Genomic DNA, 26,316 nt, shown 5'->3' on the forward strand with positions numbered 1-26,316 from the left:
GTGCTCCTGGGATTTGTCATCCTGTTTGCCTACATCATTGTGGTGTGGCTGACCTTTTTCAAATTCAAATGGATGAAGTTCAACATTACCTGGGGCATAGTTTCCGTATCAGTTGGACTGCACCTTTTGATTATTTTTTTGATTGGCCTGCGTTTTATCACACCTTACTCCACTAATGCGCGGATTATTCAACACACCATTCAACTGACACCGCGCCTTACCGAGCCCACTTTAGTCACGGACGTACTGGTAGAGCCCAATGTCCCGGTTAAAAAGGGGCAACCGTTGTTTCAGTTTGATCGCAGGCCATACGAGTACAAGGTGCGGGAGCTAGAGGCGGAACTCGCCAAAGCGAAGCAAAATGTGCATGTCCTGGAGGCGGATATCGAGGTCGCCAGGCAAAAGGTCATTCAGCTGCAAAGCGAACTGGTGTATGCCCGCTATGAGCAGAAGCTTTCACAAAATCTGGCCAGTCGCGGTGCAGGTCCGGAAGAGGATGTGCAAAAGTGGGCGGCGCGAGTAGCAGCCAATGAAGCGGCTATCCGCGAGGCGCAGGCGGAACTCAAGCGAGCGGAGCTTAATTATCAATCGCAAATTGATGGTGTGAACACTACGGTGGCCGCTATTCAGGCCAAGCTGGATCTTGCCCGTTACTATCTTGACAACACCCTGATGGTGGCGCCAGAGGATGGGTATATCATCAATTTACAAGTGCGCCCTGGAATGGTGGCAGGGGCTTTGCGTATTGGTGCCATCGCCACATTTATATGCGACTCTGACCGCTATTTGCTGGCTAATTATTTTTTGGAGAACCTAAAGCATGTGAAGGAAGGGCAAGAGGCGGAGGTGGCCTTGGACCTCTACCCCGGCCAAATATTTACCGGCAGGGTAGAGGCCATTTGGCGCGGAAGTGGCCACGGACAAATGTTGCCTAGCGGCAAATTGCCAGATTTTTTCTTCAGGCCCACCGAGTTACCCCAGGGCCAGTTTGTAGTCGCCATCCGTCTCGACGAGGAAGACCAGTCCAAGTTTCCCATCGGCACACAGGGGCGTGCGGCTATTTACACTGATACTTCCAGTGGCTTCGTAGTGTTGCGCAAGATTGGAATCCGCGCATACTCCTGGGCCAACTGGCTCTACCCCTTTGCCGGATAATGCGCATATCACGAGCGGCTCTCACCTTGGTTCTGGCACTCGCCGGATGCGCGCTGCGGCCGCCGCCATCACAGCCGGAAATCCTCGCAAGCGCGCTCCCGGCGGAAACGGTTATTCCCCATGAATGGATTGCAGACCGTTACCCTGGGGCGGTGACGAACGACTGGCTGAGCGCTTTCAATGATCCGGTACTGGACGCCATTCTGGCGGAGGCGCTCGCCAACAATCTGGATCTGCTCCAGGCGGCGGATAAGGTGGAAGTTGCGCGGCAGATGGTGACAGTGGTTGGCGCCAAGCTGTTGCCGCAGATCGGAGGCAAGATTGCCGGCAAGCGCACGCATGATTTCGGCGACGAAGATTATATAAAGCATACGCACAGCCACACAGTTGCAGCACTTAATATTGCTTGGGAAATGGATGTGTGGGGACGGTTGCGCAGCCAGCGCGCCGCGGCGGAAGCTGAATACGATGCCGGTGTTTTTGAATACGCCTACGCGCAGCAGTCCCTGGCGGCGACGGTGGCTTTGAACTGGTATTTGACCACAGAGACTTACCAGCTACTCCAGTTGGCTGAACGTGCGGTGGAAATCTATGCTGGCCTGTTGCAGCTGGCCGAAATCCGAAGAGATAGTGGCAAGAGCACCGATCTGGATGTGGTAGATGCTCGGGCGCGAATGGAAACCGCCATGAGTGAATTGCAGTCCGCACGTATCGATTTTGATCGCGCGCGACGGACTCTGGAAGTGCTCCTCGGCAGGTACCCGGCGGCAGAAATACAGGCAGCACCGCACTATCCGCCGTTGCCGCCTCCGGTCGCGACCGGTTTGCCGGCCACCCTGTTGGAGCGGCGCCCGGATATTCTCGCCGCCGAATACCGGGTGCTTGCGGCTTTTCGCAAGCGAGAAGCCGTGCGGCTCGCTCTGCTGCCGGATTTTTCTCTTTCGCTGACCGCGGAACGTTTGGGTGATCACCTGTTGGAGGTTCTGCATCTCAGTCCGTACCGCGCGTCGGTGGAGATGGGCGCGACTGTTCCTATTTATGAAGGCGGCGCCCTCTGTGCCTATCTCAATATCGCCACTGCGGAACAGGCACAGGCGGTGGCCCACTACGGCAGCGTGGTGCTCAATGCATTCCGTGAAGTGGAAAATGCAATCGCCAGTGAAGCTTTGTTGGCACGCCAACTCGAATATGCTCAGCGGGCATTGGCAGATCGCACCAGGGCGGTGGAGATTGCCAGAGTGCAGTATCGCGCTGGGCGGAGAGATCTACTTTGGGTAGAGGAGTTGCAGGCGGGACAAATCGCCGCGGAAGCGAAAGTGATTCAGTTGCGCAATGCTCGGATTGCCAACCGCATCCGCCTGCACCTCGCCCTAGGTGGTAGTTTTGGCGGAGGACTGGCCGCGCCAGGGGGGCTCAGCAAATGAAGGCGCGGGCAGAGCGGCGTCATTGGCGTAGGACTTTGGCCGCAGCCCTACTACTGGCTGCCTGCATCTTCCTGTTTCACACAGCTGTATTACTGGAAGTGGCTCGCAATCTGGCGTGGTTGCACCGCTGGTTGACGGGTAATTACGGCGCCGCAAATGCCGGCAGGATTTTGGTTTGTATCTGCTTCTTTATCCTCTTTTTGACCCACATTATCGAAGCTGTATTTTGGGGGAGTTTTCTGTGGCGCAAAAAAATGGTGGTCTGCTTGAGTGATGGAATTTATTTCGCAGCAAGCTCGATTACCGCATTGGGCTATGGAGATTTGGTTTTGCGGCATCCCTGGAGAGTGCTTGGGCCCTTGGTCGCCATCAATGGCTTATTAATGTTTGGATGTTCCACGGCTTTTCTGTTTCTGGTGTTGCAGAGGGTATGGGAACAATTCTAGAGGGCTGTAGTTAAACTGCTTCTAACGGCAAAGATACTTGAAAGGCAGGTAGGAGTCTCACAGGTGATGGGATGGTATATCGAATTGTTGGATTGCAGGGCGCCAGTATGAGACGTTTAATGGTGAATTAGATGTCAATTTGGCTCTATTGCCTTTGGTGTTGATTGAAATGAGATGTAGTTCCTGTTTTGCTGTTATTCCTGTGATTCCCTTCATATACCTCTGTCAAATCCCACTCCCTGCGAGAAGTATTTTGCATTGCAATATTTTTTGTCGACATTGGTCGATGTGCACGTGAGCTGCGGGTGAATCGGGGTTGATTAAATAATAGGAGAAGTGTTTGCCTAATGTAGGCTATTTCCCCCATGGCTCCGTCGCCCACTTCCTTGCATGAGGTGGTTTTGAACATTTTAGCTCGCCATTTGGTCTTCCTTCTTGCGTCCCTGATCCTGTAATTGTGAAATGCCTATCCATTTATTGAGTTTTGCATTCAGGGTGAATGCTTGTTGCAGCTGTTATTTTAGTTAATCAGAGGTTTCTGGCATAAAATCTAAAGGAGAGGAACATGTTTGCGTCAAAAAGCCAAATTCTAAATGGTGGATTTGACTGCGTGGATGTCTCAGGACGTATGTATCTTTGGACGCCCAAAGGAAAGAGTCCGGACAGGTTGATTATTAGCGCGCATGGAATTCGTAGAACGACGGCTTCCTTTGTGTTGAGGGGAGATGCTGTTATCAACTTCTATTCGCATGATAGGAACAGTGTAAGAGATCCTGGAATCAAGCGTTTTTATGAGGGTAAAACCGTTCCTGTTGAGACGCTGCGCAAGGGGGATCAATGTTTCAATTATATTCTTGCCAAGTATACAAATAGCTCTAATAATTCGCGGCATAATGGGGAGTATGAGAGCTACGATAAGATTCAGGAGATAATGGCAACGGATTACATTAAAAAAGGAATGGACGATTTGTCTGCGGTGATAGATATGGGAGATAAAGTTCCGGCAGGAATGCGGGAAAGTTTACGCAAGTCCGCCATGAATAGTATGAAGTTGCGGCCTGCCAGTATTTTAACGATTCGTAATCGCTGCTTGCGCGCGGATATCAATCTGGAGTGGGTGTTGAATGCGCTTGCTGAGAATGGTTATCACTTTAACAAAATAGATTGCCTTTTCTGTCGCAGCACTCTTTGGACATCGTTTGTTGATATGTTGCCTGTGGGGGCTTCATACGGGGATGATGTGATTTTCTCCTAGAGACTGTGATCGATACGGATGCTATATAATTAACATTTAAGGAACCTCTGATTAATTCGCGTGAACACTATGGTAGCTTCCGGGGCGCTCAGGCAATAGGACGGGCATTTCGAAAACGCACGAGCGCTTCCCTGTAGCTCCGACGGATACATCCTTGTATCCGGCGGTTTCGAAATTCCCGTCCTATCACCTGAGCTTCACATCCGCCCCCGAAGCGCCTCTGCCACCAGAAAGTGACTTAATCAGAGGTTCCTTAAATTTTCAAAAGGTGGATGGAAATTTCAAGAAGTCAAGAAGCTGAGCTTGGCCCAGACAGCTTCTTAAATGCTATTTGAAGTAGCCGTCCCATCCTCTGAAATCCTCACCTGACTTTGAATATTCTTTACCGCCAGAAGTCAAATTGCCTGAACTTCTTCAGCTGATTATCGTTGTCCGATGCGGTGGCTGCGTTCGAGGATCCAGCAGCGCTCATTGCGTTGAAATCCAATTTTTTCATAGTATGCGTTTGCTGCTGGAGCGGCAACAAGGATAAGTTTGCACTTTGGGCCCAATTGCTTTTGCGTGATTGACAACAGTTGCTTCCCGACACCTTTTTTCTGATGGCACTTGCTTACAGCAAGGTCGGATAAGTAGCATGCGTAGCTGAAATCCGTAACGCTTCTCGCTATGCCAATTAGTGTTCCTGAGTTCCATGCGGTGACGGAAAGATTGCTGTTTTTTAGCATTCCTTCTATGCAGTTTTTGTCGTCGATTGGTCTCCGTTCAGAGAGGGTTGACCTCTTTAGCAGGTCGATAAACTGCTCTGGGCTAAGGTCAGCATTTATTTTGTATTCGATGTTCATTTTTTCGGTTAAGAGGGTGAAGAGTTTTCAGATAAAAGAGATTAAGTTGGGATTTTTAAAATGATAATAATTTTATGCATTAGATGCTGTAATTTGTAATCAGAGTTATTGTTTTAGCTCGACCAGAACAAATTCATTGCCGTACAAATCTAAAAAATGCGCATATTCCGCATTTGATTCTACTTTGGGTTTGCTATTGAAGATAACCCCGCGCTCGCTAAGTTCTCTGTAGTCCTCTTGAAGGTTATCCGTATATAGCACTGCACAGGGCTGGCCTGCAGTCTGTTGACCAACTTGGGATTTTTGATGTTCAGAAGAGGCTTTTAGTAGCCAGATTCCAACATCGGGTTGCCCCGGCAGGCGAAGGTGTACAAACCTGTGAGGTTCTGAGTTTATATCAACGAAAACTTCGAATCCCAGCTTATCCCTGTAGAATTCAATGGCTTCGTCATAGTCCTTTACCAGAATTACCAATCTTCCAATTGATTTCATTTTGTTTTCCCGTTTCCGATTCCCTGGTTTTCGCTTGCAGTATTAGTTGGGCTATGGCTAGTTGTTCTTTGATTACTTGACTGTCTTTAATCACTACGGCGCGGGAGGTGTCAACATGGGCCTGTATTTCACCTTTTGAATCCTCGGGAGTTTGACAAAGGACCCGCAGACTTGACATGGCTGTAGTTTACTCCATAGACAGGCGATTTGGGGGCCTAGCTTAGAGTAAGTATGCTCGGGAGGGACGGTCCATACAATATTTGCCACAGCAATATTGACGGACCTTTCGCCCCTATCAAATGCGTCTTTGGGCGGGTGTAAGAGATAGGGGCCTTGTTAATCTCTACCAGTGTGACAGTGGTGGGGCCTTGTGCCGCCGTACCCTACACCTCTCCTTTGGGTTGTGTCCAGAAAGAGCCGCTCGGCATTCACATTGGAGCGGCATTCGGGTCATCGTTGTGAATTTTTCCTTCAATAACCACTGCGCGGTAGGTGATACCGTGGAATGTAGCGTAGGGAAGGGAATCCATCGGCGAATTGGGCCAGATAGCCCGCTGAAACAGAATCAGCGCTTCCCATAGCTCCGGTACAGTGCGCTGTTACAGGTTTCGCAGATATGGGTCCGCTTGGTGTCTTGGGCGTTCCAGACTCCCCAGTTGCGGATTCGCTTTCCACCACAGTGAATACACTGAATACCGCGCTTTGTATTGGCGTCGGGGTTCTGTGACTTATAGTCTGCCAAGGTGGGCAGCTTGCGCCATCGCAGCCAACGGATCACCGTGGGGCCGGAAATCATCAGGAAAACAGCAATCCACCCTATGATGCCCGCAAGGGGGTGAACACGATGTGCAAGCCATGCTGCCGGGATCAGAGCGGCGAATGTTCCGAGGAGCAGAGTGATTATCAAAGTGAACATGGTATACATCTGGATTTCCTCATATCAATTGATGCATGGGTATACGTTGGGTGGATAATTTTCCGGCGGGGATTTGCTGTTGGGTGCATAAAGCTGCGGCGGATCCCGGTGTGTTACGGGCGGTTGGCCGCTAAATTCCGAACTGCATTTCACCTGTAAACGCAGGTAACTACTTGTTTTTCATGCGTTTTCCACTGGAAAGTGCGATTTTTACCACACTGGCGTCGTGACGCAAAATTCAACGTGATGAGGCGGGGTGGTGCAGGGGTAGGGGTAGGGGGAGGGATTTCCGTGTGGTGGCGGTAGGCCCGGCACCGGAATGCCGGACCTCACGGCCACTTGACCCGAATCCATTTTTAAGAGTTGCGGGCCTTCAGGGGTTCCTTTAACTGTTCAGCCATCTTCAATAGAAGGGTCTCGGTAGTTTCCCAGTCGATACACTTGTCGGTTACCGATACGCCGTATTCCAGCTGGCTCAGATCTTCTGGGATTTTTTGGTTGCCGGCTTTGAGATTGCTTTCCACCATGATTCCGATAATGGATTGGTTGCCATCCAGAATCTGGTGGATCACGTTTTCAACAACCAGTGGCTGTAGCTCGTGATTTTTGTTGGAGTTGGCATGGCTGCAGTCGATCATGATGTTCGGACACAGGCCTGCTTTGCGCAACTCCTGCTCGCACACGGCGACGCTGACGGAGTCGTAATTGGGCTTGTTGTTACCACCGCGCAGCACTACGTGGCCGTATTTATTGCCGGTGGTGTGAATGATGGCAACCTGCCCCTGTTTGTTGATACCCAGGAAGCGGTGCGGGTTGGCAGTGGACTGGAGGGCGTTGATGGCCACGTCCAAACTGCCGTCGGTGCCGTTTTTGAAGCCCACGGCGGAGGAGAGACCACTGGCCATTTCGCGGTGGGTTTGGGATTCTGTGGTGCGCGCACCGATCGCGGACCAGGAGATCAGGTCTTGCAGATACTGGGGTGAGATGGGGTCCAGAGCCTCGGTGGCGGTGGGCAACCCCAGCTCGGCGATATCCAGCAACAGTTTGCGGCCGATATGCAGGCCGTCCTGAATCTTGAAGGTGTCGTTTAGGAAAGGATCGTTGATCAGGCCTTTCCAGCCGACGGTGGTACGCGGCTTTTCAAAATAGACGCGCATAACAATCAGCAGCGTGTCGGATACCTGGTCCGCCACTTTTTTCAGTCGCTTGGCATAGTCGATGGCTGCGTCCACATCGTGAACGGAGCAGGGGCCGATTACTACCATTAGACGGTGGTCTTTGCGGTCGAGAATATCGCGCACGGCGGCCCGGCCGGCGGCCACTGTGGCTTCGGAGGCATCAGTTACCGGCAACTCGGCCTTGAGCTCCTCGGGGCTGATCAGGATTTCCTGGGAGACGACGTTCAGGTCGTCGAACTGCTGTGTGGTCATGGGGCTCGCTATCAGTCTGGTCCTTTCCAATACTCTGGCTGGCGCGCAGAGGGAGCGCCTATGCTACTTGCTGGGTTGGGGGAGGGCGAGGGTTTCATTTGAAACCAAATGCCGGTTTTCAAGCGCGCACATTATTGCAAACAAGCTCCTATCTTTTGGCGACATGGAGGGATCGGATTGTTGTCTTCTGTGTTGGGGCTCATTGCCAGTGTTCATCGAAACCAATTACCTGACCGGGAAGTTTTTTAAGGAACCTCTGATTAATTCGCTTCCTGACGGTAAAAATTCTTTGGAGCTAGATGAGAAGCTCAGGTGATAGGATGGCCATTTCGAAACCGTCGGATACAGGGATGTATCCGTCGGAGCTACAAGGAAGTACTCGTGCGTTTTCGAAATGGTCATCCTATTGCCTTAGCGCCACGAAACTAACCAAAGCGTTCACGCGAATTAATCAGAGGTTCCTTAAGTGCTGGGAGTGAACGTATCCGAGCTTTCCTAGTTGAGTTCAGCCAGTTTCTTTAACAGGGGAAAGTAGAGTGCGCAGCGGATATTGCGCTCTCCTCTGGCGTAAAAGAGTTTGCGGTAATTTTCCAGTTGGCCGCGATATTGCTCCAATTGCAAGTGGACAAATTCGTTTTCGTTTTCGCCAGCGCCCGGCTCTGCAGTTTTGTAATCCACAATCCAGCGCACATTGTTTTCGTCGATAAAGGTGCGGTCGACAATGGCGCGGCGCAGTTGGCGGCCGCCGCTGTGAAGTTCGAGTTCACAGGCGGAGGATTTGTGATTGCAGTCGAGTAGCCAGCGTCCGGTTTCGCAGTTCAGGGTGTTCACGACAGCCTGCTCGACTTTTTCTCTGGCTTTTTCCAGGTTGCCGCCGTAGAGCCCCAGTTGTCCCAGGCGCAGTTGCCAAAGGGGGCGCTGGTTCTGAATGCGCTCCGAATTCCATTCGTTCAGGTCAGATTCGGCAATAGCGGCCAGTGTCTGGTGGGCCACTGTGCCAGCGTGCCGCAGCCAGCGCAGAGCCACCTGGCCCATTTCGGGGTAGTTCGGCGCTTCGCTTTCCCGAGGCTGATAGTCCGGCATGCGGTAGCGGGCCAGCCAGTTTTGTTCGGGCAGCTCCGGGGTCTTCCAGTCGCGGGGCAGGCGCAGCAGGTAGTCGAGCTCGCCGGCGCCTTTTGCTTGTGCTTCAGCCGCAGCCTCAGCTTCCAGCCAGTGGCACCAGTTGTTCGCTTGATCGCGTTCGATCGATGGCCAGATCCCGGCGAGCAGGGCGGCGGGGCCGGGAGCCTTTAGTTCGCCTTTTTTTTCGTCGCGTTTCAGGCAGGCGAGGAGGTGCAGGGAGCGGATAGCGCGGGTGCAGCCGACGTAGAGGAGGCGCGTGCCTTCCAGGCGCTCGCGCTCTCTGTTGTCATGCTTGAGATAGTCGAACAGCGGGTCGGATTCGCCGCGGGCACTTTTCGGAGCCAGCAGAAAGCGGGGATCGCCCTCCCGGTTCAACCATTCGGCCCAGCGCAGCAGCTGGTCGCCACCGGGTTTGCCGCCCTGGTCCAGGCCGGGAATCAGAACGTGTTCGAATTCCAGCCCCTTGGATTTGTGAATTGTCATCACTTGTACTCCGGCATCCTGGCCGGGGCGGGCGAAGAGTTTTTCCAGAGCATTGTAGAACGCTTGCCAGTCGCCGATGGTGCCGCCGCTGTCGTGTCGCTCCAGCAACTGAAAAAAGTCTTGTGCGTTGTCGAGCTCGCTTTTGTCCGCGACAGCGGCGGGTCCGCCGAGTGCCAGCCAAAGGCCCTCGATCCAGAGGCGCAGGGGTTTGCGCCCGCGCTCTTCCCAGGCATCGAGAATTGGTGCAGCAGTGCGGCGCAGGCGCGCGCGCCCATCTTCGCTGAGCGGTTGGATCGTATCGATTTCCCTCAGTGCCATCAGCAAAGGCCGCGCGGCGGTGTCGGTTGCGGGTGTCTCGCCATTGCCCCAGTTGGCCAAATGGTAAAGATCCGCCAGTTGCAGACCGCACCAGGGAGCGCGCAGCACGGCCAACCAGCTGATGCGATCGCTGGGGTCGAGCAGGGCGCGGGTCAGGCTGAGCAGGTCCAGTACCACCATTTTGCTCGCCAGCGGCGCCAGGTCCGGCGCCTGGTAGGGAATACCGGCGGCGGCGAGTGCGGGCAGTATGCGGCCCAGGTGTTTTTTCTTGCGTACCAGTATGGCGATGCGGGCTTCCGGATCATTTGCCTGCAGCGTTTTCACAAGCTCGACCGCTTGTCGGGCCTCCCGGATGCGTTCATCGTCGTCGATACAGCCGTAGAAATTCACCGCCGGCCCCGGCCAATGGGTCTTTTTGAAGGCATGGGAGTGCAGGTAGCGCACTGCGCCGCGGCCGATATTGTCTTCGGCCGGGAAGGCGTGCTGGAAGGTTTCGTTCACCCATTCCACCACCGCGCTCTCGGAGCGGAAATTGACTTGAAGGTCCAGTGGTGTGAGCGGTACTTGGCCGATGCCGTGTGCGCGGGCTTCGAGAAAAATGCCCACGTTGGCATTGCGGAACCCATAACAGGACTGCATGCCGTCGCCGACGATAAACAGGGTACGTCCGTCGCCCGGCTCCCAGCCGGTGGTGAGCTTTTCTAGCAGCTGCAGCTGTAGTTGCGAAGTGTCCTGGAATTCGTCGACAAGGATATGCCGGGTCTGCAAGTCCATTTTCAGTGCCAGGTCGGTGGGCTCTTCGCTGCTGCCCAGTGCCGCCAGTGCGGCCTGGGCCACTTCGGTATAGTCGGTGGCGCCGAGCTGTTGAAAGACGAGCTTTAATTCCGCCACCAGTTTCGGCAGCACCTGCGCGAGTGATTGCAGCAGTTGCCACTGGTTTTGCTGAAGCCCCGTCGGCAGGGCGCGGACCTCATCGAAGGCCTCCGTCAGGGCCGAGTTTTCACAGATTTCCTGGGACAGTGCATAGAGGCGGCTTTTGTAGCCATTGGCACCCGGGACTTCTTTTTCCGCCGGAAATCCGTGGCGTTTATCCACCCGCTTGCGCGGTGTGTTTTTGTCGGTGACCAGCATATTGATCAGAGCCAGCCAACGGGGCAGGGCGCTGGCATCGGCGCCGGGAAGTTCGTCGATGCCCGCGCAGGCGGCAAGCGGATGGCCGCTGTCGTTTTCGCGCAGGTAGGCGCCGGCAAAATCCGCCAACTCCAGCAGCTCACCCCGATAGAGAACGAGACGCTCCGCCAGCTGGGTAAGGCGTTCCGCCACCAGTTCATCGATCACGAAATGGAAATAGTCCTGTGCGCCCGCCTGGCTGACGCTGAGCAGCGGACCCAGCCATTGCTCGCGCTTTTCCAGTAGTGTCTGCAGCAGCTTGTTGAGTTGTCCGAGGTCGTTGTCCAGATGCAGTAATAGGTCCTGCAGGTGGGGATCGGGTGTGTCTCCCTGCAGGTGTTTGAGCAGGTTGACCACGGCCATTTCGAAGGCAATCTGGGTTTGCTCCAGTGGCTCTCCCGGCGCGCCCAGGCCGCTTTCGATCGGCAGCTGGCTGGCGAGGCTGCGGCAGAGGCCGTCGATGGTTTGAATGCGCAGTCGCTGCGGCATTTGCAGCAGTTGCCAGTTCAGTTCCGCGTCGCGGGCCAGCAGTTTTTTGGCCAGTTCCCAGGTAGTAGCGTCGTGGGGATTTTGTGGCTGTGTTGTGTCGCGGGCCATGTGCAGCGCTTCGATCAGGCGCTGGCGCATTTCTCCGGCGGCCTTGCGGGTAAATGTGATCGCCAGCACTTCCTCCGGTTGCTGGCAGGTGGCGAGCAGTTTTAACACCCGCTGAGTGAGCAGGCCGGTTTTCCCCGAGCCGGCGGGAGCGGATACGGCAAAACTCTGGGTGATGTCCAGGGCGCGGTCGCGGACTTCGGCGTCGATGGGCCGGGATGTGGTGAGCACTTCATTCATATGCGCAGTTTTCAGTTAGCGGTCCTGTTCCCGTTCCGGCCAGCGGTTGAGGGGCCAGAGTTGCGGATCGTTGTCCGCGGGGCGATCAAAGATCAGGGTGGCGGTCCCGCTTCGGTATTCCTCGGCCAGCATTTGCAGGCTCTGCCGCCAGCGGTCGTTCAACTCCTGCCAAGTGCTGTAGGGGGCGTCTTTCTGGGTATCGACAACAGCCTTGATCCCGTCGATGGGGTCTTGCAGGTCGCCGCAGCCATTCCATTTACAATCGTTGGTACGCACTTGAGCAAAGGCGATGGCACGGGCTTTGGGTTGGGTCAGGGCATAGAGGGGTAACTGGGGTTCGCGAATACGCTCGCTGAGCCAGTCGTTGATATTTGGTTGGCCGGTCTTGTAATCGATAACCAGCTGCTCGCCGCTGGCGAGCTGGTCGAGGCGGTCTAGGCGCAGGCTGAATTTGAGTCCGCCGATTTCCACCTGCTGTTCCCATTCGATGTTTTCCACCGCAAAGGCAGGGCGCGCGGCTTCTAGTTGTAGCCATTGCTGGAGCAGGCGCTGTAGCCGCTGTTTCTCCATGTCCCAGAAGCCCGCGGGTAGTTGTCCGTGCTTTTTGCGTGCGCCGCGCAGTGAGCGGTCTATGGCCGCATCTATGATCCCTTGGCGCGCTTCGTTGTCCACGGACTGGAGCCGCACGGAATCGCCGCACTGTTGCCAGAACTCCGCCAGTACCTGATGCACGATATTGCCGCGCTCGGCGGGACTGGGACCTATATCCGGCAGCTGGAATTCCACGGCGCCAAGGCGGTGGCGCAGCTGCGCGTTGAGAGGGCAGCGGGCTTGGGCCTGGAGTACCGAGGCGCCGCCCCGCACGCGCCGGCAGTCTGCCGGGGTTAGAGGCGGAAGGCGGTCGTCGGTGATTTTCTCCAGCGCCACTGCGGCGGCAAGTTGTTCGCAGTGCGTGCTCAGAGGGTCGCCATCCACTGGACCTGCTGTTTCCAGCTTGCCGAACAGGGGGCTGAGTTCCTGTGCGACGCCATCTTCTTCGCAGGCATAGCTGACGACGATTTCCGGGCTGGCGTTGAGCAGGTCGGCGGTCAGCTCAGTGGCCAGCTCTAGCTCCCGCTCGGCGGTGGCGCGGGGCATTTTCCAGTGTTTCTGCCACTGGATGGGCAACAGTGGGTTGGGATTGGGTACCGGCGGCCATTGCTGTTGGCCGAATCCCACCAGGCGCAGGTGATCGAAGGCGAGACCGCCGGCTTCGAGCACGCCGAGAATCTGCAGTGGCCCGTCGCGGGTCTCTGCCTGAAAGGGGGTCCGGCTGGCGATCTGGCGCAGTTGCTGCAGGGCTTGGGCCAGACTGAGGCTGCCAGCAAACTCGGACAGGGCGGCCAAGTCTTCGAGCGCGCTTTCCCACTGTTGCAGCTGCTGATATTCCTGGCTGTCCGGGTTGCGGCAGCCGGGCCAGCCGAGGATTGCGAGCACCTCGGAAAATCGCACCGCCCAAATTTCCGCCGGAGCACGCTGCCAGCGGCGCTGCCGGTCACCGATCTGTTCCAGTTGGCGCGGCAGCTGTGCGGTTTCCAGCCCCAGCTTTTCCGCTGTGCGCTCGACCCAGTAGCGGAGCGTGGCGCCATCGATACGTCGCAGCTCGAGTTGTTGCAGGCGGCGGAAAACGGCACTTCTGAGCCAGAAGCCATCCGTTTCCGCTTCATCGGGGGTATGCCAGAAAGGGTTGAAGAGCAGGTTTCTGAGCTGGGTGCAGTCCCAGTCGTCCCGCAGCAGTTCCAACAGTTGCAGGGCTGCACTCCCGACCGGTGTCTGGGCCAGTGGTGTGCCGGCGGAGAAGTTAAACGGCAGGGTGTAGCGGTGCTGGGCAGGACTTAGGAACTGTGGCTCCAGTACGCGGGCGAAGACGGCCTCAACCTGGGCGCGACACTGCCCCAGATTGTTGACCACGATACCGACACTGGCGTTGGGAGAGTGCGCCAGTTTTTGCGCGGCCCAACGGGCGGCCTGATAGAGTTCGTCTTCCAGGTCGCGGCAGGGGGCGCGGCGGATTTCCGCACGGCGTTGACTGGACTGGTGTTTGACCACTTTGTCCGCCGCACTGTGAATGATGGCTGCCGCCAGCGGCGGCATCTGCGCGAACCCCGCGGTGTCGATGCGCGGCAGTGGTTGCAGGACATGCTCGCGCAGGGCGCGCAGAATCAGCTGGTCGCGCTGATCCGGTGTGATCGCCTGGTGATTGTGAAGTTGCCGGGCGAAGCTGCGGATCATTGCAAAGAGCGGATACTGATCTTTATTCAGAGTCAGTGCGAAGCGTTCCAGCAGCGGGTCCAGCGCCGCATCCAGTTGTTCAATATCGTCCACCAGCTGCCACTGAAGCAGTTGTGCCAGGGCGTTGTCCGCATCCCGACAAAGCTGCGGCGCGTTCAACAGCGGGCGCTCAAGGGCTTCATCCAGGGCCCGCTGCCACAGCAGTTCCCGTTGCTCGCGGTTCAGCAGCCGTTTCATGGCGGGTTTCCAGCCGCGTTGCTGCAAGTCATCCCACAGTTTATCCAGCCAGCCCGAAAGGGATTCCACCGGCGGTGGTACCCAGCTGCCACCGGGCGGCTGCTGGGCTGCATAGACTTGCTGACAGCGGTTGCGCAAGCGGTTGTTTGGCGTTAGGAGCAGGCCTCCCGGGGGAAGCTCGGCAAGGATATCCAGGGCGGGGAATGCCGGTTGCAGCATGGAATCAGGATTTCGGTTTTACGTGTCGCTTGGATTAACCCGGTTTCGCTGGCAGGTGTCAAGCGGGTGAACCGCTGGAAATCAGCAGGGGGGCAAATTCGGAAAAAGCGCCGGCAATGCGGCCGCCGGGATCGGGGGCACTGGTCAACAGCAGGCTTTGCTCCGGTTGTGCGCCGGTCTTCAGGTTCAGCTCTTCGAGCCACCAACGCACCCGCCGCGCGATTGCCTCTCCGGAATCCAGCCATTGAATGCGGCGCGGTGCGAAGCGATCGAGCTCTTCGCGGAGCAGTGGAAAGTGGGTGCAGGCCAGCACGGCGATGTCCACCTTATCGCCACCGGCAGTGTGAAAAATCCGCGCCAGTACGGGCGTCAATGCTTCTGCGGTTACCGTTTCGCCGCGGAGCTTGGCTTCGGCCAGGTGTACCAGTTCCGGAGCCGGCACATTGATAACGCGGTTGCCGTTGGCGAACTGCTCGATCAGTTCACGGGTGTAGTTGCGGTTTACGGTTCCCTGGGTAGCTATCAGGGCGATGGTGCGTGTCTGGGTTGCCGCCGCCGCCGGCTTGATGGCCGGTACGACACCAACCACTGGTTCAGCGAGCACTTCCCGCAGCTGCGGCAGGGCCAGGGTGCTGGCCGTATTACAGCCGACTACGAGGATGTCGGCTCGACAGCGGGACATCATTCTGTAGGCTTGATCGACGATACGCGGGCGCAACTCGTCTTCGCTTTTAATACCGTAGGGATAAAAGCCGTTGTCTATACCAAAATGCAGGGTTAGACCGGGCAGCAGGCGGCGTATCTCCCGCGCTATGCTGATGGCGCCCACTCCGGAATCGAAGATCAGCGCGCTGGGGGGCAAGCTGTTAGAATACGCGGCTTCCGTCATTGTTCACAAATTAATCCCGACTGCTCAATCCGGTCAGAAAAGAATACCTCAAATCCAAGAGTTTTATATGGAATTGTTTCCGCTGCAGTTAAGCCTGGATCTCGTTATTTTGCTCGCCGCCGCCGTGGCGATACTCGTCGTTTTGACCGCGTGGCTGGCGAGAGCGGCGCTGGGGCGCCGGCTTGCACAGACAGAGGCGGAGTTGCAGGCTGCCGGGGCGGAACTGAAGATCGTGGAAGCGCGCTTGGACAGCAGCCGCGAGCGCGAGACTCAGCTCGAGGGTGAAGTGAAAAGGCTGCGCGAGGATCTTGCGGACAAATTGCAACGTCTGACCCGCAGTCAGGTGCTGGTGGAAAAAAATGAGGCGGCCCTGAAAGAGCAGCAGGCGCTGCTCGAGCAGACCCGCAGGGCCATGGCGGAACAGTTTGAAAATCTGGCCAATCGCATTTTCGAGGAAAAGCAACAGGTGTTTGTGCGCCGCAGCGAGGACAGCCTGCGCAAGAGCCTGGACCCGTTGGAGCGCCAGCTGGGAGAGTTCCGCAAGCGGGTGGAACATGTCTACGACCGCGAAAACGCGGAGCGCAATAGCCTGTTGGGGCAGATAAAGGCACTGCGTGAACAGACACAGCGGATCAGCGAGGAGGCGTTGAATCTGACCTCGGCCCTGAAGGGGGATCGCAAGATTCAAGGGAACTGGGGCGAGGTGGTGCTGGAGCGGTTGCTGGAGGAGTCCGGGCTGCAAAAAGGGCGCGAGTACGAGACCCAGGTGACCATTACCCAAGATGGCCGCCGCCGCCAGCCGGACGTGATCGTGCGCCTGCCGGAGAACAAGGATCTGATTATCGATGCCAAGGTTTCACTGGTGGATTACGAGCGTTACAGCGCCGCGGAAACTGAAGAGGAGCGGGCCCGGGCACTGAAGCAGCATGTGAACTCCCTGCGCGCCCACATTACAGGCCTTAATAAAAAAGCCTACGAGCAGTTGGAAGGTGTGCGCACACTGGACTTCGTTTTTATTTTTGTTCCCATCGAAGCGGCATACATGCTGGCAATGCAGGCGGACCCGGAGTTGTTCCGCTTTGCCTATGAACGCCAGATCGTGCTGGTAAGCCCCACCAGCCTGATGGCCACCTTGCGCACGGTGGAGAATATCTGGCGTTATGAGAAACAAAATAAAAACGCGGAGAAGATTGCCGAGGAAGCGGGCAAACTGCACGATCAGTTCGCCATGGTACTGGAATCACTCGATGAACTGGGAGGGCGCCTGCGCCAGGCGCAGGATGCCTATGACCAGACCTATAAGCGCCTGGCCACCGGCCGCGGCAATGCGGTCAAGCGTATCGACAGCCTGCGCAAGCTGGGTGCCCGCACTCGCAAGCAGATTGCCGCGGAGCTGCGCGAGCGCGCGGCGGCGGAGGAACAGGCAGCTCTGCCAGAGCCGGAAGCGGACGGCGGCTGAGCCAGATGGAGACATTTTCCTTTGCTTTCTCTGTTACCGGGCCGATTTTTCTGACGCTGATTATCGGTTACTGGCTGGCGAAGATCGGTTTGTTGCGGCGCGCCTTTGTCGACGACGCGTCGCGCCTGGTGTTTCTGATCACTCTGCCGATATTGCTGTTTATTAATATTTTTACCGCAGAGGCGGAGCTTCGGCGCGAACTGCCGCTGCTGGCGGCGGGATTGATCGGTACCCTGGTGACAATTCCTCTCGCATGGCTGGCAGCGCGACCGCTGACACGGGGGGATCGCAGTGCATTTATTCAGGGCGCCTTTCGCGGCAATTTGGGAATTATCGGCCTCGCCTGGGCGGCCAACGCTTACGGCAATAGTGGATTGGCGCAGGCGGCGCTGCTGATGGCGGTGGTGACAATCGTCTACAACCTGGCAGCCGTCATTTTGTTCTCAGTGTACAGCCAGGATATCAAGTTCAGTTGGCGCAAACTGGCGAGAGATATTGCCCAGAATCCACTGATTATTGCCATAGTGCTGGCGCTGATCTGTAAACAACTGGCATTGGCGCTGCCGCAGATATTGCTGCAAACAGGGGAATACCTGGCATCGATTACGCTTCCGGTGGCGCTCTTGTGCATCGGTGCCAGTCTGGATTTTAGCCTGTTGCGCCGCAGCTCCCTGGCCGCTTTGGGGGCGGTCGGCTTCAAATTAGTGCTGGTACCCGCAGTCATGCTCACCGCTGGTTGGCTTTTTCAGCTGCCGGCACAGTCCATGGGGGTGTTGTTATTGCTTGCCTGTACGCCGAGCGCCACGGTTTCCTTTATTATGGCGCGCGCAATGGGTGGCAATAGTCAGCTTGCCGCCAATGTTGTTGCCCTCAGTACACTCCTTTCCATTATTACCGCGAGCCTAGGGCTGGCGTTGTTAGAGGTGTTTTTCCAATGAATGTTTTTCCCGTTTGGGTACTGATTGTGGCCGCCCTGATCTTATTTGCTTTGGCGGTGGTGGCTGGTTATTACCTGCGCAAACTGCATCTTGCACAAAAACAGCAGGCGCAGCAGCTGGCGGAGTTGGAACAGGCCGCTGCAGACCAGCGCCAGCGGGTTAACGACAGTATTCAGATAATTGCGCGCACATTGTTGGATGATGGTGTAGGGCTGACGGAGGCGTCGATCCGTATTCGCGTACTGTTGGATGCCCTGCAGGTGGAGCAGGGCGTCCGCGAGGAATTTGTGGTTTTTTATACGGTCGCTGAGAAAACCAGCCATATTCCAATCCTGAAGGAATGGAAAAAACTGCCGCGCAAAAAGCAGTTTCAGTTTGAGCGCGAAATGGCAAAAATCGAAGATGAGTACCGGGATTTTGCCCTGGATGCGGCGCGGCGGATTTTGGGCCGCACCTTCTGACAGGTGTGCGGTGTTACGGTGCCAGGGGCCGGGGGTATCCGCGACCTTTGGAAACTCTGATTAATTCACGTTCTGGGGGCAGAGATTCTTCGTGGGCGGATGAGAAGCTCAGGTGATAGGATGGATATTTCGAAACCGTCGGATACAGGGATGTATCCGACGGAGCTACAGGGAAGTACTTGTGCGTTTTCGAAATACCCATCCTGTTGCCTGAGTGCCCCGGAACCCACCGTAGTATCCCCTCGAATTAATCAGAGGTTCCCTTTGTGAAAGAATCGCGCTTCCTTGGCGGACCGGGGCGGCCACAGTTGCAGTGCGCATGGATCAGAGGTTCCCAGGCTTGATCGCTGCTCTGTCGGTGCGGCTTTTGCGCCGCGCCTATTTTCGCACCAGTAACAATCCCGTTTCAGTGTGTTCCGTATAGGGAAACTGATCGAATAAGGCAAAGCGCTCAATTCTGTGTGTCTTGCTCAGAGCCTTTAGATTGTCCAGCTGTGTATGGGGGTTGCAGGAGATGTACAGAATACGCGGAAAACGCGCGACCATGGCACAGGTCTCCGCATCCAGGCCGGCCCGCGGCGGGTCCACCAGCACCGTGGAAAAGTCGTAGCTGTCCAGGTCGATGTCCCGTAGTCTTCGGAAGGGCCGCACCCGGTCAATGGCTTGGGTAAACTCCTCGCTGGACAGGCGCACGATGTTTAGATTGCTTACGCCGTTCATGCGGATGTTTTCCTGCGCCGCATTGACCGAAACCTTCGAAATCTCCGTTGCCAGCACCTTGTCGAAATGTTCGGCCAGGGGAATGGTGAAGTTGCCATTGCCGCAATAAAGCTCCAGCAGGTCACCCCCGCTATCGCCGCAGGCATCTTTGGCCCACTGGATCATGGCGCGGCAGATTTCGCCGTTGGGCTGGGTAAAACTGCCTTCTACCTGCTTGTAGTGATAGGTTTTATTACCTATTTGCAGCGCTTCGGTGACATAGTCCCGCTCCAGTACGAGCTTTTGCCTGCGTGAGCGGCCGAGAACCGGGTAGCCGAGTTTTTCTTGCAATGCACGGGCTTCCGCCACCCAGGCATCATCCAGTTTCTTGTGGTAGATCAGGGTGATCAGTGCGTCACCGCTCAAGGTGGTCAGGAATTCCGCTGAGAACAGCCTTTTACGCAATACTTCACTGTCGTTGACTGCGGCTAGTAGCCTTGGCATCAGGTGATTGATCAGCTCGGAGCCGACGGTGAATTCCTCGATAACAAATGGCTTTTTGTACTCACCCTGACGGTACATGGCGTAGTGGGCGCGGCCGCCTTCCTGCCAGATCTTGAACTCGGCCCGCAGGCGGTAGTGGATCGGCGGTGACGGGAAAACTTCCGGTTCCAGGTCCGTATAGCCGCTGTAGGCCTCGCGCAGCCGTTCGGCCTTTTGCCGCAGCTGGTTTTCATAGTCTCCGGTGTTAACGCGATGTATAGCCATATTAAAATGCCGTGCTGGATCAGTAAGCGGGCGCGCATTGTAAGAAAAGCATTGAGGAATCTCTATGGCGATAGGGGAGCTTAGCATCCCGGTACGGGGGCAGGGTTTGCACGAATTCACCGCGCAGGTGGCTGAATGGCTGGCGAAGCAGAATGTCGATGAAGGGCTGTGCACCTTGTTTATCCAGCATACCTCCGCCAGCTTGCTGATCCAGGAGAACGCTGACCCTTCGGCGCGCACAGACCTGGAAAACTGGCTGAACCGGCTGGTACCCGAAGGTGACAGGCTCTATACACACACGCTTGAGGGGCCCGACGATATGCCGGCGCATATCAAAGCGGCGTTGACGGCAACGAGCCTCTCTATTCCAGTGAAAGGCGGGCGCCTGCTGTTGGGCACCTGGCAGGGCATCTATTTGTGGGAGCACAGGCACTGCCGCGGCAGGCGGCGCGTGATTGTGCATATCTGACGGGCGAGGGGGGGCTACAGGCAGTTTGTCGGCTTCGGCAGTCCGGCGATTTTGCTTGCCACCTTTGCTGGGCTGGGGGGAAACAGCTGCATCAGGTAGATGCTTTTCCCTTTTTCAGCCCCCAGGTGCTGGCCGATGTACTTCACCAGCGGGCGCATTGCCGGGGACAGCTCGAACTCTTTGTAGAAGGCTTGCAACAGCCGGATGACTTCCCAGTGTGCTTCTGTGAGCTCAATTTTTTCGGCACCCGCGAGTTGTTCGGCTACCGCAGGGCTCCAGTCTTCCAGATTGCGCAGGTAGCCCTCTTTGTCCAGCGCAATTTCGCGCCCTTGCACCAGGAGCTTGTTCATCACTTGTACCAACTGACAATGGGATTGTGCCGGGTACAGAGCTCTACCCAGCGGGTGTCATCAATGCCCTCGACCTTTTCCGGTATCGCGATTCCGCGGGCTTCCGCATCTGCTCTCAGGCAGTAGACAGACCCCGCGGGGGCCGCTTCCCACTTGTGGTCGGTCAGAGCGTAGACACCATCTTCAATCAACAGCAGTACATCGCCCTCGGCAAAGGTGGCGAGGCACTCGGTCAGGGCGTTACAGCCGTAGGGAGATTTACTGACGATATGCAGAGTCATTTTCAGAAACTCAAAACCGTATCGTAAGCGGCGATTAGCTTACCGGTATCCTGTACTTGGCGCACTTCCACGCCAGGGATCGTAATTTGATCCGCACTGATGCCGCGCTCAATGAGGCTGCGCCCACAGACGAAGATTTGTTCGATGCCAAACATTGGGAGTGCCTGTAGGTTTCGCTGCAGGCTTTTTTGGTGTATTTCAGCGGGGGACTGGTTGTCGAGCAGCTGAAAAACACCGTCTGATAGAAATAACAGGTCTGGTACCAAGTCCATTGCCGCGGCGGCAAGCACGGCTTCCAGTCCTTCGCGGGCCAGGGCATTGCCGTAGGGCGGCTGGCGGCAAAGTGCCAGTGTGCTTTTTCCCTCCACCGTGTCAGCCTCCAAAGGTTACCAGCCGGTCGGCATTGGCGATTGCGTCAGCCAACTGGCCGAGGCCGGCCAGCTCGAAACCGGGTGCCAGGTTTGCTGCTGATTTTTCCAAGCGTCCGGCTTCGGATTCGCTTAATACGCCCCGGCGCTGGGCCGCGGCGATGCAGACCACCAGGTCCAGACCGTGGGCTTGTTGCAGCGCCTGCCATTCGCCGACCAAGTCTGCCTCATCCTGTGGCGGTGCGGCCAGGACACTGCCGTTGTGCACACCGTCGCAGTAAAAGAACACCCGGTAGAGTTCGTGGCCCTGGGCGAGCAGAGCGCGGGCGAACCGCAGTGCGCTGGCCGCGGACTGGGATGTGTGCGGGGCTGAGTGGACGGCTAGGGCAAATTTCATAGGCTTGGCAATTAAAATGCCCCGCACAAGCGGGGCATTGGGTGGACCTGAAAACAGGGCTGCGGATTAATCGTCGGAAGCGAAGCCGAAGATGTGCAGCAGGCTGGTAAACAGGTTCAGGATATCCAGGTACAGCGCAGTGGTGGCCATCAGGTAGTTGGTTTCACCGCCGTGGATAATCCGGCTGGTATCGAAGAGGATAAAGCCGGAAAACAGCAGGGCGATTACACCACTTAATACTACGCTGGCCAGGGGCATATATACACCAAAGAAACCGGCGATCACCATGCCCAGGCTGCACACCAGCACACCGATCAGCCCCACGAAAAGGAAGCCGCCCATAAAGCTGAAATCCTTGCGGGTGGTTAGAACATAGGCGGACAGGGCGAAGAAAATCAGCGCCGTGGTTCCCAGTGCCTGCATGACGATCTGGCCGCCCCCGGCGAGGCCGAGATAATGCTTGAGCATCGGGCCGAGAGAAGCGCCCAGCAGACCGGTAAAGGCGAATACCACTCCGATACCCGAGGCGGAGTTGGCGGTGCGCGGCAGCACGAACCAGATGAGTACCAGGGCAGCGATGGAGCAGATAAGGCCCATACCGCGACCCATGTCCAGCGCCAGCGCGATACCGGCGGTCACGGCACTGAAGAGTACGGTCATCGCCAATAGGGCGTAGGTGTTGCGCAGAACCTTGGCCGTATCCTGGCGGTCCAGCGCTCCGGACTGTGTGTATATTTGCGGCTGCATTAGCGACTCCTGCTAGTGAACAATTGTATTGAATCATATAGCCGCTAGATTGGACCATCAAGTCAACAGGCCGTTCGTTGACGATTTCCTTGACCAGCTGCCAGCGTCGCAGTGATTTGGCCACAAAAAATAGGAATAGAGTCGCTGCCTTTCGCCCTTGGTTCTGTGTACCAGCTGCTTTACGGCAGTTGAATGTCTGCGATCAGAGGCAGATGGTCCGAGGCTAACTTGGTCAGTTCGTTGCGCGGCACCAGGGTTTTCTTCACCCTGAGGTGCCTTTCCACAAAAATGTAATCGATACGGACCTGCTTCATGCGGCTGGGGAAGGTACCTTTGGGTTTGTGGCGCGGCGCGAGCAATTGTACGTCGTGGAGGCGGCCGCAAAGGCGCTTGTATTCCACCGAGTTGGGCAGGGCGTTGAAATCTCCCATCAGTATTGTGGGGCCCTGGCAGTCGATGTGTGCCAGCCATTCGGGGCCTAGCAGCGTATCTATCTGCCGCAGCCGTTCGAGCTTATCCAGTCCCAAATGGGTATTGAGTATCTGTAGCTTTTCTCCTTCCAGTTGCACTTCTATCCATATGGCGCCGCGGGGTTCGATCACCTTGGGTACCAGGCGCACGCCGCTGCGCGGCGGCGGGCCGGGCAGTATGCCTTTTTTGACCAGGCGCATTGGCAAGCGGCTGAGAATTGCATCGCCGTAGCGCTCATTTTCCATGTGAATCGCCGGGTGGAAGTGGTAATCCATCGCCAGGTACTTGGCGATCTGCTCGGCCTGATTCACACCGCCGCTGCGGGAGCGGGTGACATCCAGTTCCTGCAGCGCCACTACATCTGGCCGATAGCGGGCGATAATGCGGGCGACACGCCGCGGGGAATATTTGCCGTCCAACCCCAGGCAGCTGTGCACGTTGTAGGTCATTACCCGCAGAGTCTTTGCTGTCTGTGGGCGCGGCGCCGGTGGTGTCTCTATCTCGCGCAGGAATGTTTGCGCGCAGCGGCGCAGGTCTTCCGCGCGCCAGTAGCCTTGTTCCGGCGGAAGGAAGTCCGCGGGCAGTAGGGCGAAGGCGTGGGTTTCGTTGGGGCCGGGCCCGCCGTGGCTGCCGTTTTCCACCGCAAAGGTCATGGGACGTTCACCGGCACACCAGCCGCACATAATAAAGTCCCCGGCGTCCGGGTGGCGGCACAGTTGGACCAGATCTGCGGTGGTTTCCGCAGCAAAAGGGTGATCTTCCCCCATCAGGCGGAGGCCGTCCTCAGGCAGTTTTACCGGCCCGTCTTTACACCAGCCGTGCACCGGCGCCCCATCTTCCGGGCCGGAGCGGTAGAGGACCAGAGGGACACCAGCCCGCTCGACGATCCGCTGCGCCACCTGAGCTGGCGGTACCCCGCCCAGGTGCAGGTTGTAGAGCATGGCCATGGGCCCCAGCCCTGTCAGCGCCAGAGGGGATTGGCTGTGTGGATGTTCCGGGCCTTCGCCCGGAATAAATTTTTCGATCCATTCGGCGCCAAAGAGGCGCGCTGGCTCCAGCTGTACGGCGCGGCGGCCGGCGGACCGGTACTCCCTGGGAAGGCCGGGCAGTTCGGATAGGGCTTCGGTCAGGGCTTCTCCCAGAGTGCGACCGTAGCGGGTTTCGTAGGGTTCCGTATGCTCCTGGCCGTGATCGGAGAATATCCAGACGTCATAGTGTCGCCGCTCGGACCGGTGCGCGGCGCGCCAGATGCGCCCTATGGCGTCGTCTATGCCTTTGAGTGTCCAGTGGGCGAAGGCGGAGTCGGGGCCGCGGCGGTGAGATTGTTCGTCGTAACCGAGCAGGTTGATATAGATCACCGGCATGCCGCGGGCAATATCCATCTTGACGCCGAAGGTGCACAATTCGCGCATCAGGATAGTAACCGCAACCCGGGTGGGTACGAACATGAGTTCGCGCAGGAAGTTCTGCCCTTGGATAACACCGCGCACCAGATCCACCAGTGCCAGTACGGTCTCCACAATCAGCAGGCCGGCTGTGCGCAAGAGCCCCCAAAGATTGCTCGCCAGAAGGGCCAATAGCTTCCACGGGCTGGCGTTGCGGAGTGCCGGTCCCCAGCCAAGGGAGGCTGGACAAAAATGGGCCTCACCCTCATCCGTGCCGGCGCGAAACAGGCTTAAATAAGAAGAGCCACCTTTGAGTAGCGGATCGGAAGCGATGTTTTGCAAGCGGGCTTCAACCCGTGTTGCTGCGTCTGGATCATACATACGTACCAGTTGCTGCGTATCGCGCATCATAAAGGCAAAAGCGGGTACGGCGGCTCGCACGCCGTAAAAGAGTTCCGCCTGCACAGCCGGGGTGGTGGAGGGAACACCGGGAAACATATGCTCCAGATGGTAATGCTCCTTGCGGATCAGGCGTTGCAGGAAAGGCATGCGATTCTTCGCCAGGGCTTTTTGCAATTGCGGATAAGCGAGACCATCTATTTGGATGAGTACTAGGCCGTGAGCGCTGGGGGGGCACTTGCTGGTGGGGAGCTTGAGGAGGCGCACCATCCATTCACTGCGGCTGAATCGCCGGCGCCAGCGGCGCAGCGCCGTCTCTATACGCGTGAGCATCTTCAGGGCCACCTTGGCGGTGTGTGTTGAAATGCGGCCCCCGCTGCCCCCGTTACGCCTTCTAGGATTTCCCACTGGGCACCTATCAGGTTACGCAGTCGGTGCCATTGGGCGTAGAGGGAGTCGTCCAGTGGCCAATTGTGTTTCAGCAGGGGTTCATAGAGCGCCAGAGCGCGGGTTGCGCAGTTTTCCATGGAAAAATTTTCCGCGGTGCGCAGTGCCTCTTGCTTCAGTTTATGGCGCTGTTGTGGCGTTTGTTCACAAAGCCATTGCAGCGCGGCGATAAAATCACCGCGATTCTCTCGAGGCAGAAGACGGCCGTTGATACCGTCGCGTACCACTTCACGGGTCCCGTTTGCATCCAAGGCGATGACCGGGACTCCGGAGGCCATGGCCTCGCTGAGTACCATGCCCTGAGTCTCACTGGTGGACGTAAAAATGAAACCATCCATCGCTGCATAGGCGTCGCTCTGGAGAGCGCCCTGAAGGGTTCCGGGCATGTGCAAGCGCGCCGATAGCCCCCTGCTGGCAAATAAATCCTTTATCTCCTTTGCCATAGGGCCGTCGCCTACCAGCAGAAAATGTACATGGGGATTGTTTTGCATAAACTCCGCCACTACCGCGGAGAGAAAGGTTAGATTTTTTTCCGGTGCCAGTCGCCCCAGGTGTCCGAGTACAAAGGCGGATTGCGGAATCTGATATTTTTCCCGCGCTTTATTGCCGTTGCCGGCGATAAAGTGTTGTCTTTGCACACCGGTGGGAACTTCGGCAATCGCTGTTTTGACACCGCGTCTGCGCAGCAGGGCAGCGATACTGGCGCTGGGTGCAAATACAAGGCTCGCCAGGTTGGCATAGCGGGTGGCCAGCTCTATCACAAAGCGCTTGAGCGCCTGGGAGTCCGCGGGCACATAGTGGGTGTAGCGCTCGTAGAGTGTGTGGTGGGTAAATACCAGTGGCAGCTCCCAGGCGCGGGAGATTCGTAGGGCGGTCATGCCGAGTAGGAAGGGGTGGTGGGCGTGGACAATGTCCGGCCGGAAAGCTTCCAACCGCTCACGCAAGTGGCCGGAGAAGGGCAGAGCCACCGAAAAATCACTGCCGTTGAAGTTCTGTAGTGCGTGGATGCGTATTACATCCTGCTCGCCTTTGATTTTTTCCGGAAATTCCGGTGCTACTACCAAAACCCGATGGCCTCGCTTCCGGTATTCTTCAGAGAAAGCAGCCACCGAACGTGCAACACCCCCTACATGCGGCAGGTAGGTGTTTGTGAGCATGACGATGTTCATTGGCA

23 protein-coding genes and 1 pseudogene are annotated in these 26,316 nt (G+C 56.8%); 8 read left to right on the plus strand and 16 right to left on the minus strand.

The window, feature by feature from the left end:
* From BM155_RS02630 to BM155_RS02645, 4 genes are all read left to right on the plus strand, one after another.
* Entirely contained in the window at window positions 1-1,155 is a 1,155-nt protein-coding gene (locus BM155_RS02630; protein ID WP_067153109.1) for an HlyD family secretion protein, read from the plus strand.
* Window positions 1,155-2,579 carry an efflux transporter outer membrane subunit gene (locus BM155_RS02635; RefSeq protein WP_074900975.1) on the plus strand — a complete coding sequence of 475 codons (1,425 nt, stop codon included), beginning with the start codon at window positions 1,155-1,157 and terminating at the stop codon, window positions 2,577-2,579. The genes BM155_RS02630 and BM155_RS02635 overlap by 1 nt, the downstream gene beginning before the upstream one ends.
* Entirely contained in the window at window positions 2,576-3,025 is a 450-nt protein-coding gene (locus BM155_RS02640; protein WP_067153113.1) for a potassium channel family protein, read from the plus strand. Before BM155_RS02635 ends, BM155_RS02640 begins: the two co-directional genes overlap by 4 nt.
* A gap of 565 nt (window positions 3,026-3,590) precedes the next feature.
* Entirely contained in the window at window positions 3,591-4,280 is a 690-nt protein-coding gene (locus tag BM155_RS02645) for a putative adhesin (RefSeq protein ID WP_074900977.1), read from the plus strand.
* A gap of 422 nt (window positions 4,281-4,702) precedes the next feature.
* On the opposite strand, the gene BM155_RS02650 is transcribed toward BM155_RS02645, so the two are convergent.
* The 8 genes and pseudogenes from BM155_RS02650 to murI form a co-directional block, all read right to left on the minus strand.
* Window positions 4,703-5,122 (minus strand): GNAT family N-acetyltransferase, encoded by a 420-nt coding sequence (locus BM155_RS02650; RefSeq protein WP_074900980.1) that lies wholly within the window; start codon window positions 5,120-5,122, stop codon window positions 4,703-4,705.
* Window positions 5,123-5,227: 105 nt separating this feature from the next.
* A complete protein-coding gene (locus BM155_RS02655; RefSeq protein ID WP_067153120.1) occupies window positions 5,228-5,614 on the minus strand; it encodes a VOC family protein in 387 nt (128 codons plus the stop codon).
* A 93-nt stretch (window positions 5,615-5,707) separates the two neighbouring features.
* Window positions 5,708-5,938: pseudogene (locus BM155_RS17755) on the minus strand (hypothetical protein); the annotation flags it as partial.
* Window positions 5,939-6,179: 241 nt separating this feature from the next.
* Window positions 6,180-6,539 carry a hypothetical protein gene (locus tag BM155_RS02665; protein WP_067153122.1) on the minus strand — a complete coding sequence of 120 codons (360 nt, stop codon included), beginning with the start codon at window positions 6,537-6,539 and terminating at the stop codon, window positions 6,180-6,182.
* 347 nt (window positions 6,540-6,886) lie between these two features.
* A complete protein-coding gene (locus BM155_RS02670; protein WP_067153124.1) occupies window positions 6,887-7,960 on the minus strand; it encodes a 3-deoxy-7-phosphoheptulonate synthase in 1,074 nt (357 codons plus the stop codon).
* 495 nt (window positions 7,961-8,455) lie between these two features.
* Complete coding sequence (locus tag BM155_RS02680) at window positions 8,456-11,887, minus strand: UvrD-helicase domain-containing protein (protein WP_074900982.1); 3,432 nt, start codon at window positions 11,885-11,887, stop codon at window positions 8,456-8,458.
* A gap of 15 nt (window positions 11,888-11,902) precedes the next feature.
* Complete coding sequence (locus BM155_RS02685) at window positions 11,903-14,614, minus strand: PD-(D/E)XK nuclease family protein (protein WP_074900984.1); 2,712 nt, start codon at window positions 14,612-14,614, stop codon at window positions 11,903-11,905.
* Window positions 14,615-14,672: 58 nt separating this feature from the next.
* Complete coding sequence (murI, locus tag BM155_RS02690) at window positions 14,673-15,503, minus strand: glutamate racemase (protein ID WP_074900986.1); 831 nt, start codon at window positions 15,501-15,503, stop codon at window positions 14,673-14,675.
* Window positions 15,504-15,570: 67 nt separating this feature from the next.
* Between murI and BM155_RS02695 the strand changes: the two genes are divergently transcribed.
* Genes BM155_RS02695 through BM155_RS02705 form a run of 3 tightly spaced genes read left to right on the plus strand, consistent with a single transcriptional unit; the run spans window position 15,571 to window position 18,361 of the window.
* Window positions 15,571-16,962 carry a DNA recombination protein RmuC gene (locus BM155_RS02695; protein ID WP_067153136.1) on the plus strand — a complete coding sequence of 464 codons (1,392 nt, stop codon included), beginning with the start codon at window positions 15,571-15,573 and terminating at the stop codon, window positions 16,960-16,962.
* Between the two features lie 5 nt (window positions 16,963-16,967).
* A complete protein-coding gene (locus BM155_RS02700) occupies window positions 16,968-17,900 on the plus strand; it encodes an AEC family transporter (RefSeq protein ID WP_074900989.1) in 933 nt (310 codons plus the stop codon).
* Window positions 17,897-18,361 (plus strand): DUF2489 domain-containing protein, encoded by a 465-nt coding sequence (locus tag BM155_RS02705; RefSeq protein ID WP_074900992.1) that lies wholly within the window; start codon window positions 17,897-17,899, stop codon window positions 18,359-18,361. Before BM155_RS02700 ends, BM155_RS02705 begins: the two co-directional genes overlap by 4 nt.
* A 378-nt stretch (window positions 18,362-18,739) precedes the next feature.
* Here the strand turns inward: BM155_RS02705 and trmA are convergent, their stop codons facing one another.
* The gene (gene trmA / locus BM155_RS02710; protein WP_074900994.1) at window positions 18,740-19,828 is read right to left on the minus strand and encodes a tRNA (uridine(54)-C5)-methyltransferase TrmA; all 1,089 of its coding nucleotides are present in this window, start codon (window positions 19,826-19,828) and stop codon (window positions 18,740-18,742) included.
* 64 nt (window positions 19,829-19,892) lie between these two features.
* Between trmA and BM155_RS02715 the strand changes: the two genes are divergently transcribed.
* A complete protein-coding gene (locus BM155_RS02715) occupies window positions 19,893-20,297 on the plus strand; it encodes a secondary thiamine-phosphate synthase enzyme YjbQ (RefSeq protein ID WP_067153144.1) in 405 nt (134 codons plus the stop codon).
* 14 nt (window positions 20,298-20,311) lie between these two features.
* Here BM155_RS02715 and BM155_RS02720 read toward each other — a convergent pair whose 3' ends face one another.
* The 7 genes from BM155_RS02720 to BM155_RS02750 form a co-directional block, all read right to left on the minus strand.
* Window positions 20,312-20,647 carry a TusE/DsrC/DsvC family sulfur relay protein gene (locus tag BM155_RS02720; protein WP_067153146.1) on the minus strand — a complete coding sequence of 112 codons (336 nt, stop codon included), beginning with the start codon at window positions 20,645-20,647 and terminating at the stop codon, window positions 20,312-20,314.
* On the minus strand, window positions 20,647-20,928 hold the full coding sequence (tusB, locus tag BM155_RS02725) for a sulfurtransferase complex subunit TusB (RefSeq protein WP_067153148.1): 282 nt from the start codon (window positions 20,926-20,928) through the stop codon (window positions 20,647-20,649). The genes BM155_RS02720 and tusB overlap by 1 nt, the downstream gene beginning before the upstream one ends.
* Window positions 20,929-20,930: 2 nt before the next feature.
* Window positions 20,931-21,296 carry a sulfurtransferase complex subunit TusC gene (gene tusC / locus BM155_RS02730; RefSeq protein ID WP_067157663.1) on the minus strand — a complete coding sequence of 122 codons (366 nt, stop codon included), beginning with the start codon at window positions 21,294-21,296 and terminating at the stop codon, window positions 20,931-20,933.
* Between the two features lie 4 nt (window positions 21,297-21,300).
* Window positions 21,301-21,693 (minus strand): sulfurtransferase complex subunit TusD, encoded by a 393-nt coding sequence (gene tusD / locus BM155_RS02735; RefSeq protein WP_067153150.1) that lies wholly within the window; start codon window positions 21,691-21,693, stop codon window positions 21,301-21,303.
* 66 nt (window positions 21,694-21,759) lie between these two features.
* A complete protein-coding gene (locus BM155_RS02740) occupies window positions 21,760-22,440 on the minus strand; it encodes a Bax inhibitor-1/YccA family protein (RefSeq protein ID WP_067153152.1) in 681 nt (226 codons plus the stop codon).
* Window positions 22,441-22,619: 179 nt separating this feature from the next.
* A complete protein-coding gene (locus BM155_RS02745) occupies window positions 22,620-25,028 on the minus strand; it encodes an endonuclease/exonuclease/phosphatase family protein (protein ID WP_074901380.1) in 2,409 nt (802 codons plus the stop codon).
* A 2-nt stretch (window positions 25,029-25,030) separates the two neighbouring features.
* A complete protein-coding gene (locus BM155_RS02750; RefSeq protein ID WP_067153154.1) occupies window positions 25,031-26,311 on the minus strand; it encodes a glycosyltransferase in 1,281 nt (426 codons plus the stop codon).
* Window positions 26,312-26,316: the final 5 nt, after the last annotated feature.

The sequence above is a fragment of the Microbulbifer thermotolerans genome (assembly GCF_900112305.1).
GTDB classification, from domain to species: domain Bacteria; phylum Pseudomonadota; class Gammaproteobacteria; order Pseudomonadales; family Cellvibrionaceae; genus Microbulbifer; species Microbulbifer thermotolerans.

What these genes read in the sequence shown, in the direction of transcription:
- BM155_RS02635 (WP_074900975.1), top strand. Translation starts at nt 1,155, where the DNA reads ATGCGCATATCACGAGCGGCTCTCACCTTGGTTCTGGCACTCGCCGGA.
- BM155_RS02640 (WP_067153113.1), top strand. Translation starts at nt 2,576, where the DNA reads ATGAAGGCGCGGGCAGAGCGGCGTCATTGGCGTAGGACTTTGGCCGCA.
- BM155_RS02645 (WP_074900977.1), top strand. Translation starts at nt 3,591, where the DNA reads ATGTTTGCGTCAAAAAGCCAAATTCTAAATGGTGGATTTGACTGCGTG.
- BM155_RS02650 (WP_074900980.1), bottom strand. Translation starts at nt 5,122, where the DNA reads ATGAACATCGAATACAAAATAAATGCTGACCTTAGCCCAGAGCAGTTT.
- BM155_RS02655 (WP_067153120.1), bottom strand. Translation starts at nt 5,614, where the DNA reads ATGAAATCAATTGGAAGATTGGTAATTCTGGTAAAGGACTATGACGAA.
- BM155_RS02665 (WP_067153122.1), bottom strand. Translation starts at nt 6,539, where the DNA reads ATGTATACCATGTTCACTTTGATAATCACTCTGCTCCTCGGAACATTC.
- BM155_RS02670 (WP_067153124.1), bottom strand. Translation starts at nt 7,960, where the DNA reads ATGACCACACAGCAGTTCGACGACCTGAACGTCGTCTCCCAGGAAATC.
- BM155_RS02680 (WP_074900982.1), bottom strand. Translation starts at nt 11,887, where the DNA reads ATGAATGAAGTGCTCACCACATCCCGGCCCATCGACGCCGAAGTCCGC.
- BM155_RS02685 (WP_074900984.1), bottom strand. Translation starts at nt 14,614, where the DNA reads ATGCTGCAACCGGCATTCCCCGCCCTGGATATCCTTGCCGAGCTTCCC.
- murI (WP_074900986.1), bottom strand. Translation starts at nt 15,503, where the DNA reads ATGACGGAAGCCGCGTATTCTAACAGCTTGCCCCCCAGCGCGCTGATC.
- BM155_RS02695 (WP_067153136.1), top strand. Translation starts at nt 15,571, where the DNA reads ATGGAATTGTTTCCGCTGCAGTTAAGCCTGGATCTCGTTATTTTGCTC.
- BM155_RS02700 (WP_074900989.1), top strand. Translation starts at nt 16,968, where the DNA reads ATGGAGACATTTTCCTTTGCTTTCTCTGTTACCGGGCCGATTTTTCTG.
- BM155_RS02705 (WP_074900992.1), top strand. Translation starts at nt 17,897, where the DNA reads ATGAATGTTTTTCCCGTTTGGGTACTGATTGTGGCCGCCCTGATCTTA.
- trmA (WP_074900994.1), bottom strand. Translation starts at nt 19,828, where the DNA reads ATGGCTATACATCGCGTTAACACCGGAGACTATGAAAACCAGCTGCGG.
- BM155_RS02715 (WP_067153144.1), top strand. Translation starts at nt 19,893, where the DNA reads ATGGCGATAGGGGAGCTTAGCATCCCGGTACGGGGGCAGGGTTTGCAC.
- BM155_RS02720 (WP_067153146.1), bottom strand. Translation starts at nt 20,647, where the DNA reads ATGAACAAGCTCCTGGTGCAAGGGCGCGAAATTGCGCTGGACAAAGAG.
- tusB (WP_067153148.1), bottom strand. Translation starts at nt 20,928, where the DNA reads ATGACTCTGCATATCGTCAGTAAATCTCCCTACGGCTGTAACGCCCTG.
- tusD (WP_067153150.1), bottom strand. Translation starts at nt 21,693, where the DNA reads ATGAAATTTGCCCTAGCCGTCCACTCAGCCCCGCACACATCCCAGTCC.
- BM155_RS02740 (WP_067153152.1), bottom strand. Translation starts at nt 22,440, where the DNA reads ATGCAGCCGCAAATATACACACAGTCCGGAGCGCTGGACCGCCAGGAT.
- BM155_RS02745 (WP_074901380.1), bottom strand. Translation starts at nt 25,028, where the DNA reads ATGCTCACGCGTATAGAGACGGCGCTGCGCCGCTGGCGCCGGCGATTC.
- BM155_RS02750 (WP_067153154.1), bottom strand. Translation starts at nt 26,311, where the DNA reads ATGAACATCGTCATGCTCACAAACACCTACCTGCCGCATGTAGGGGGT.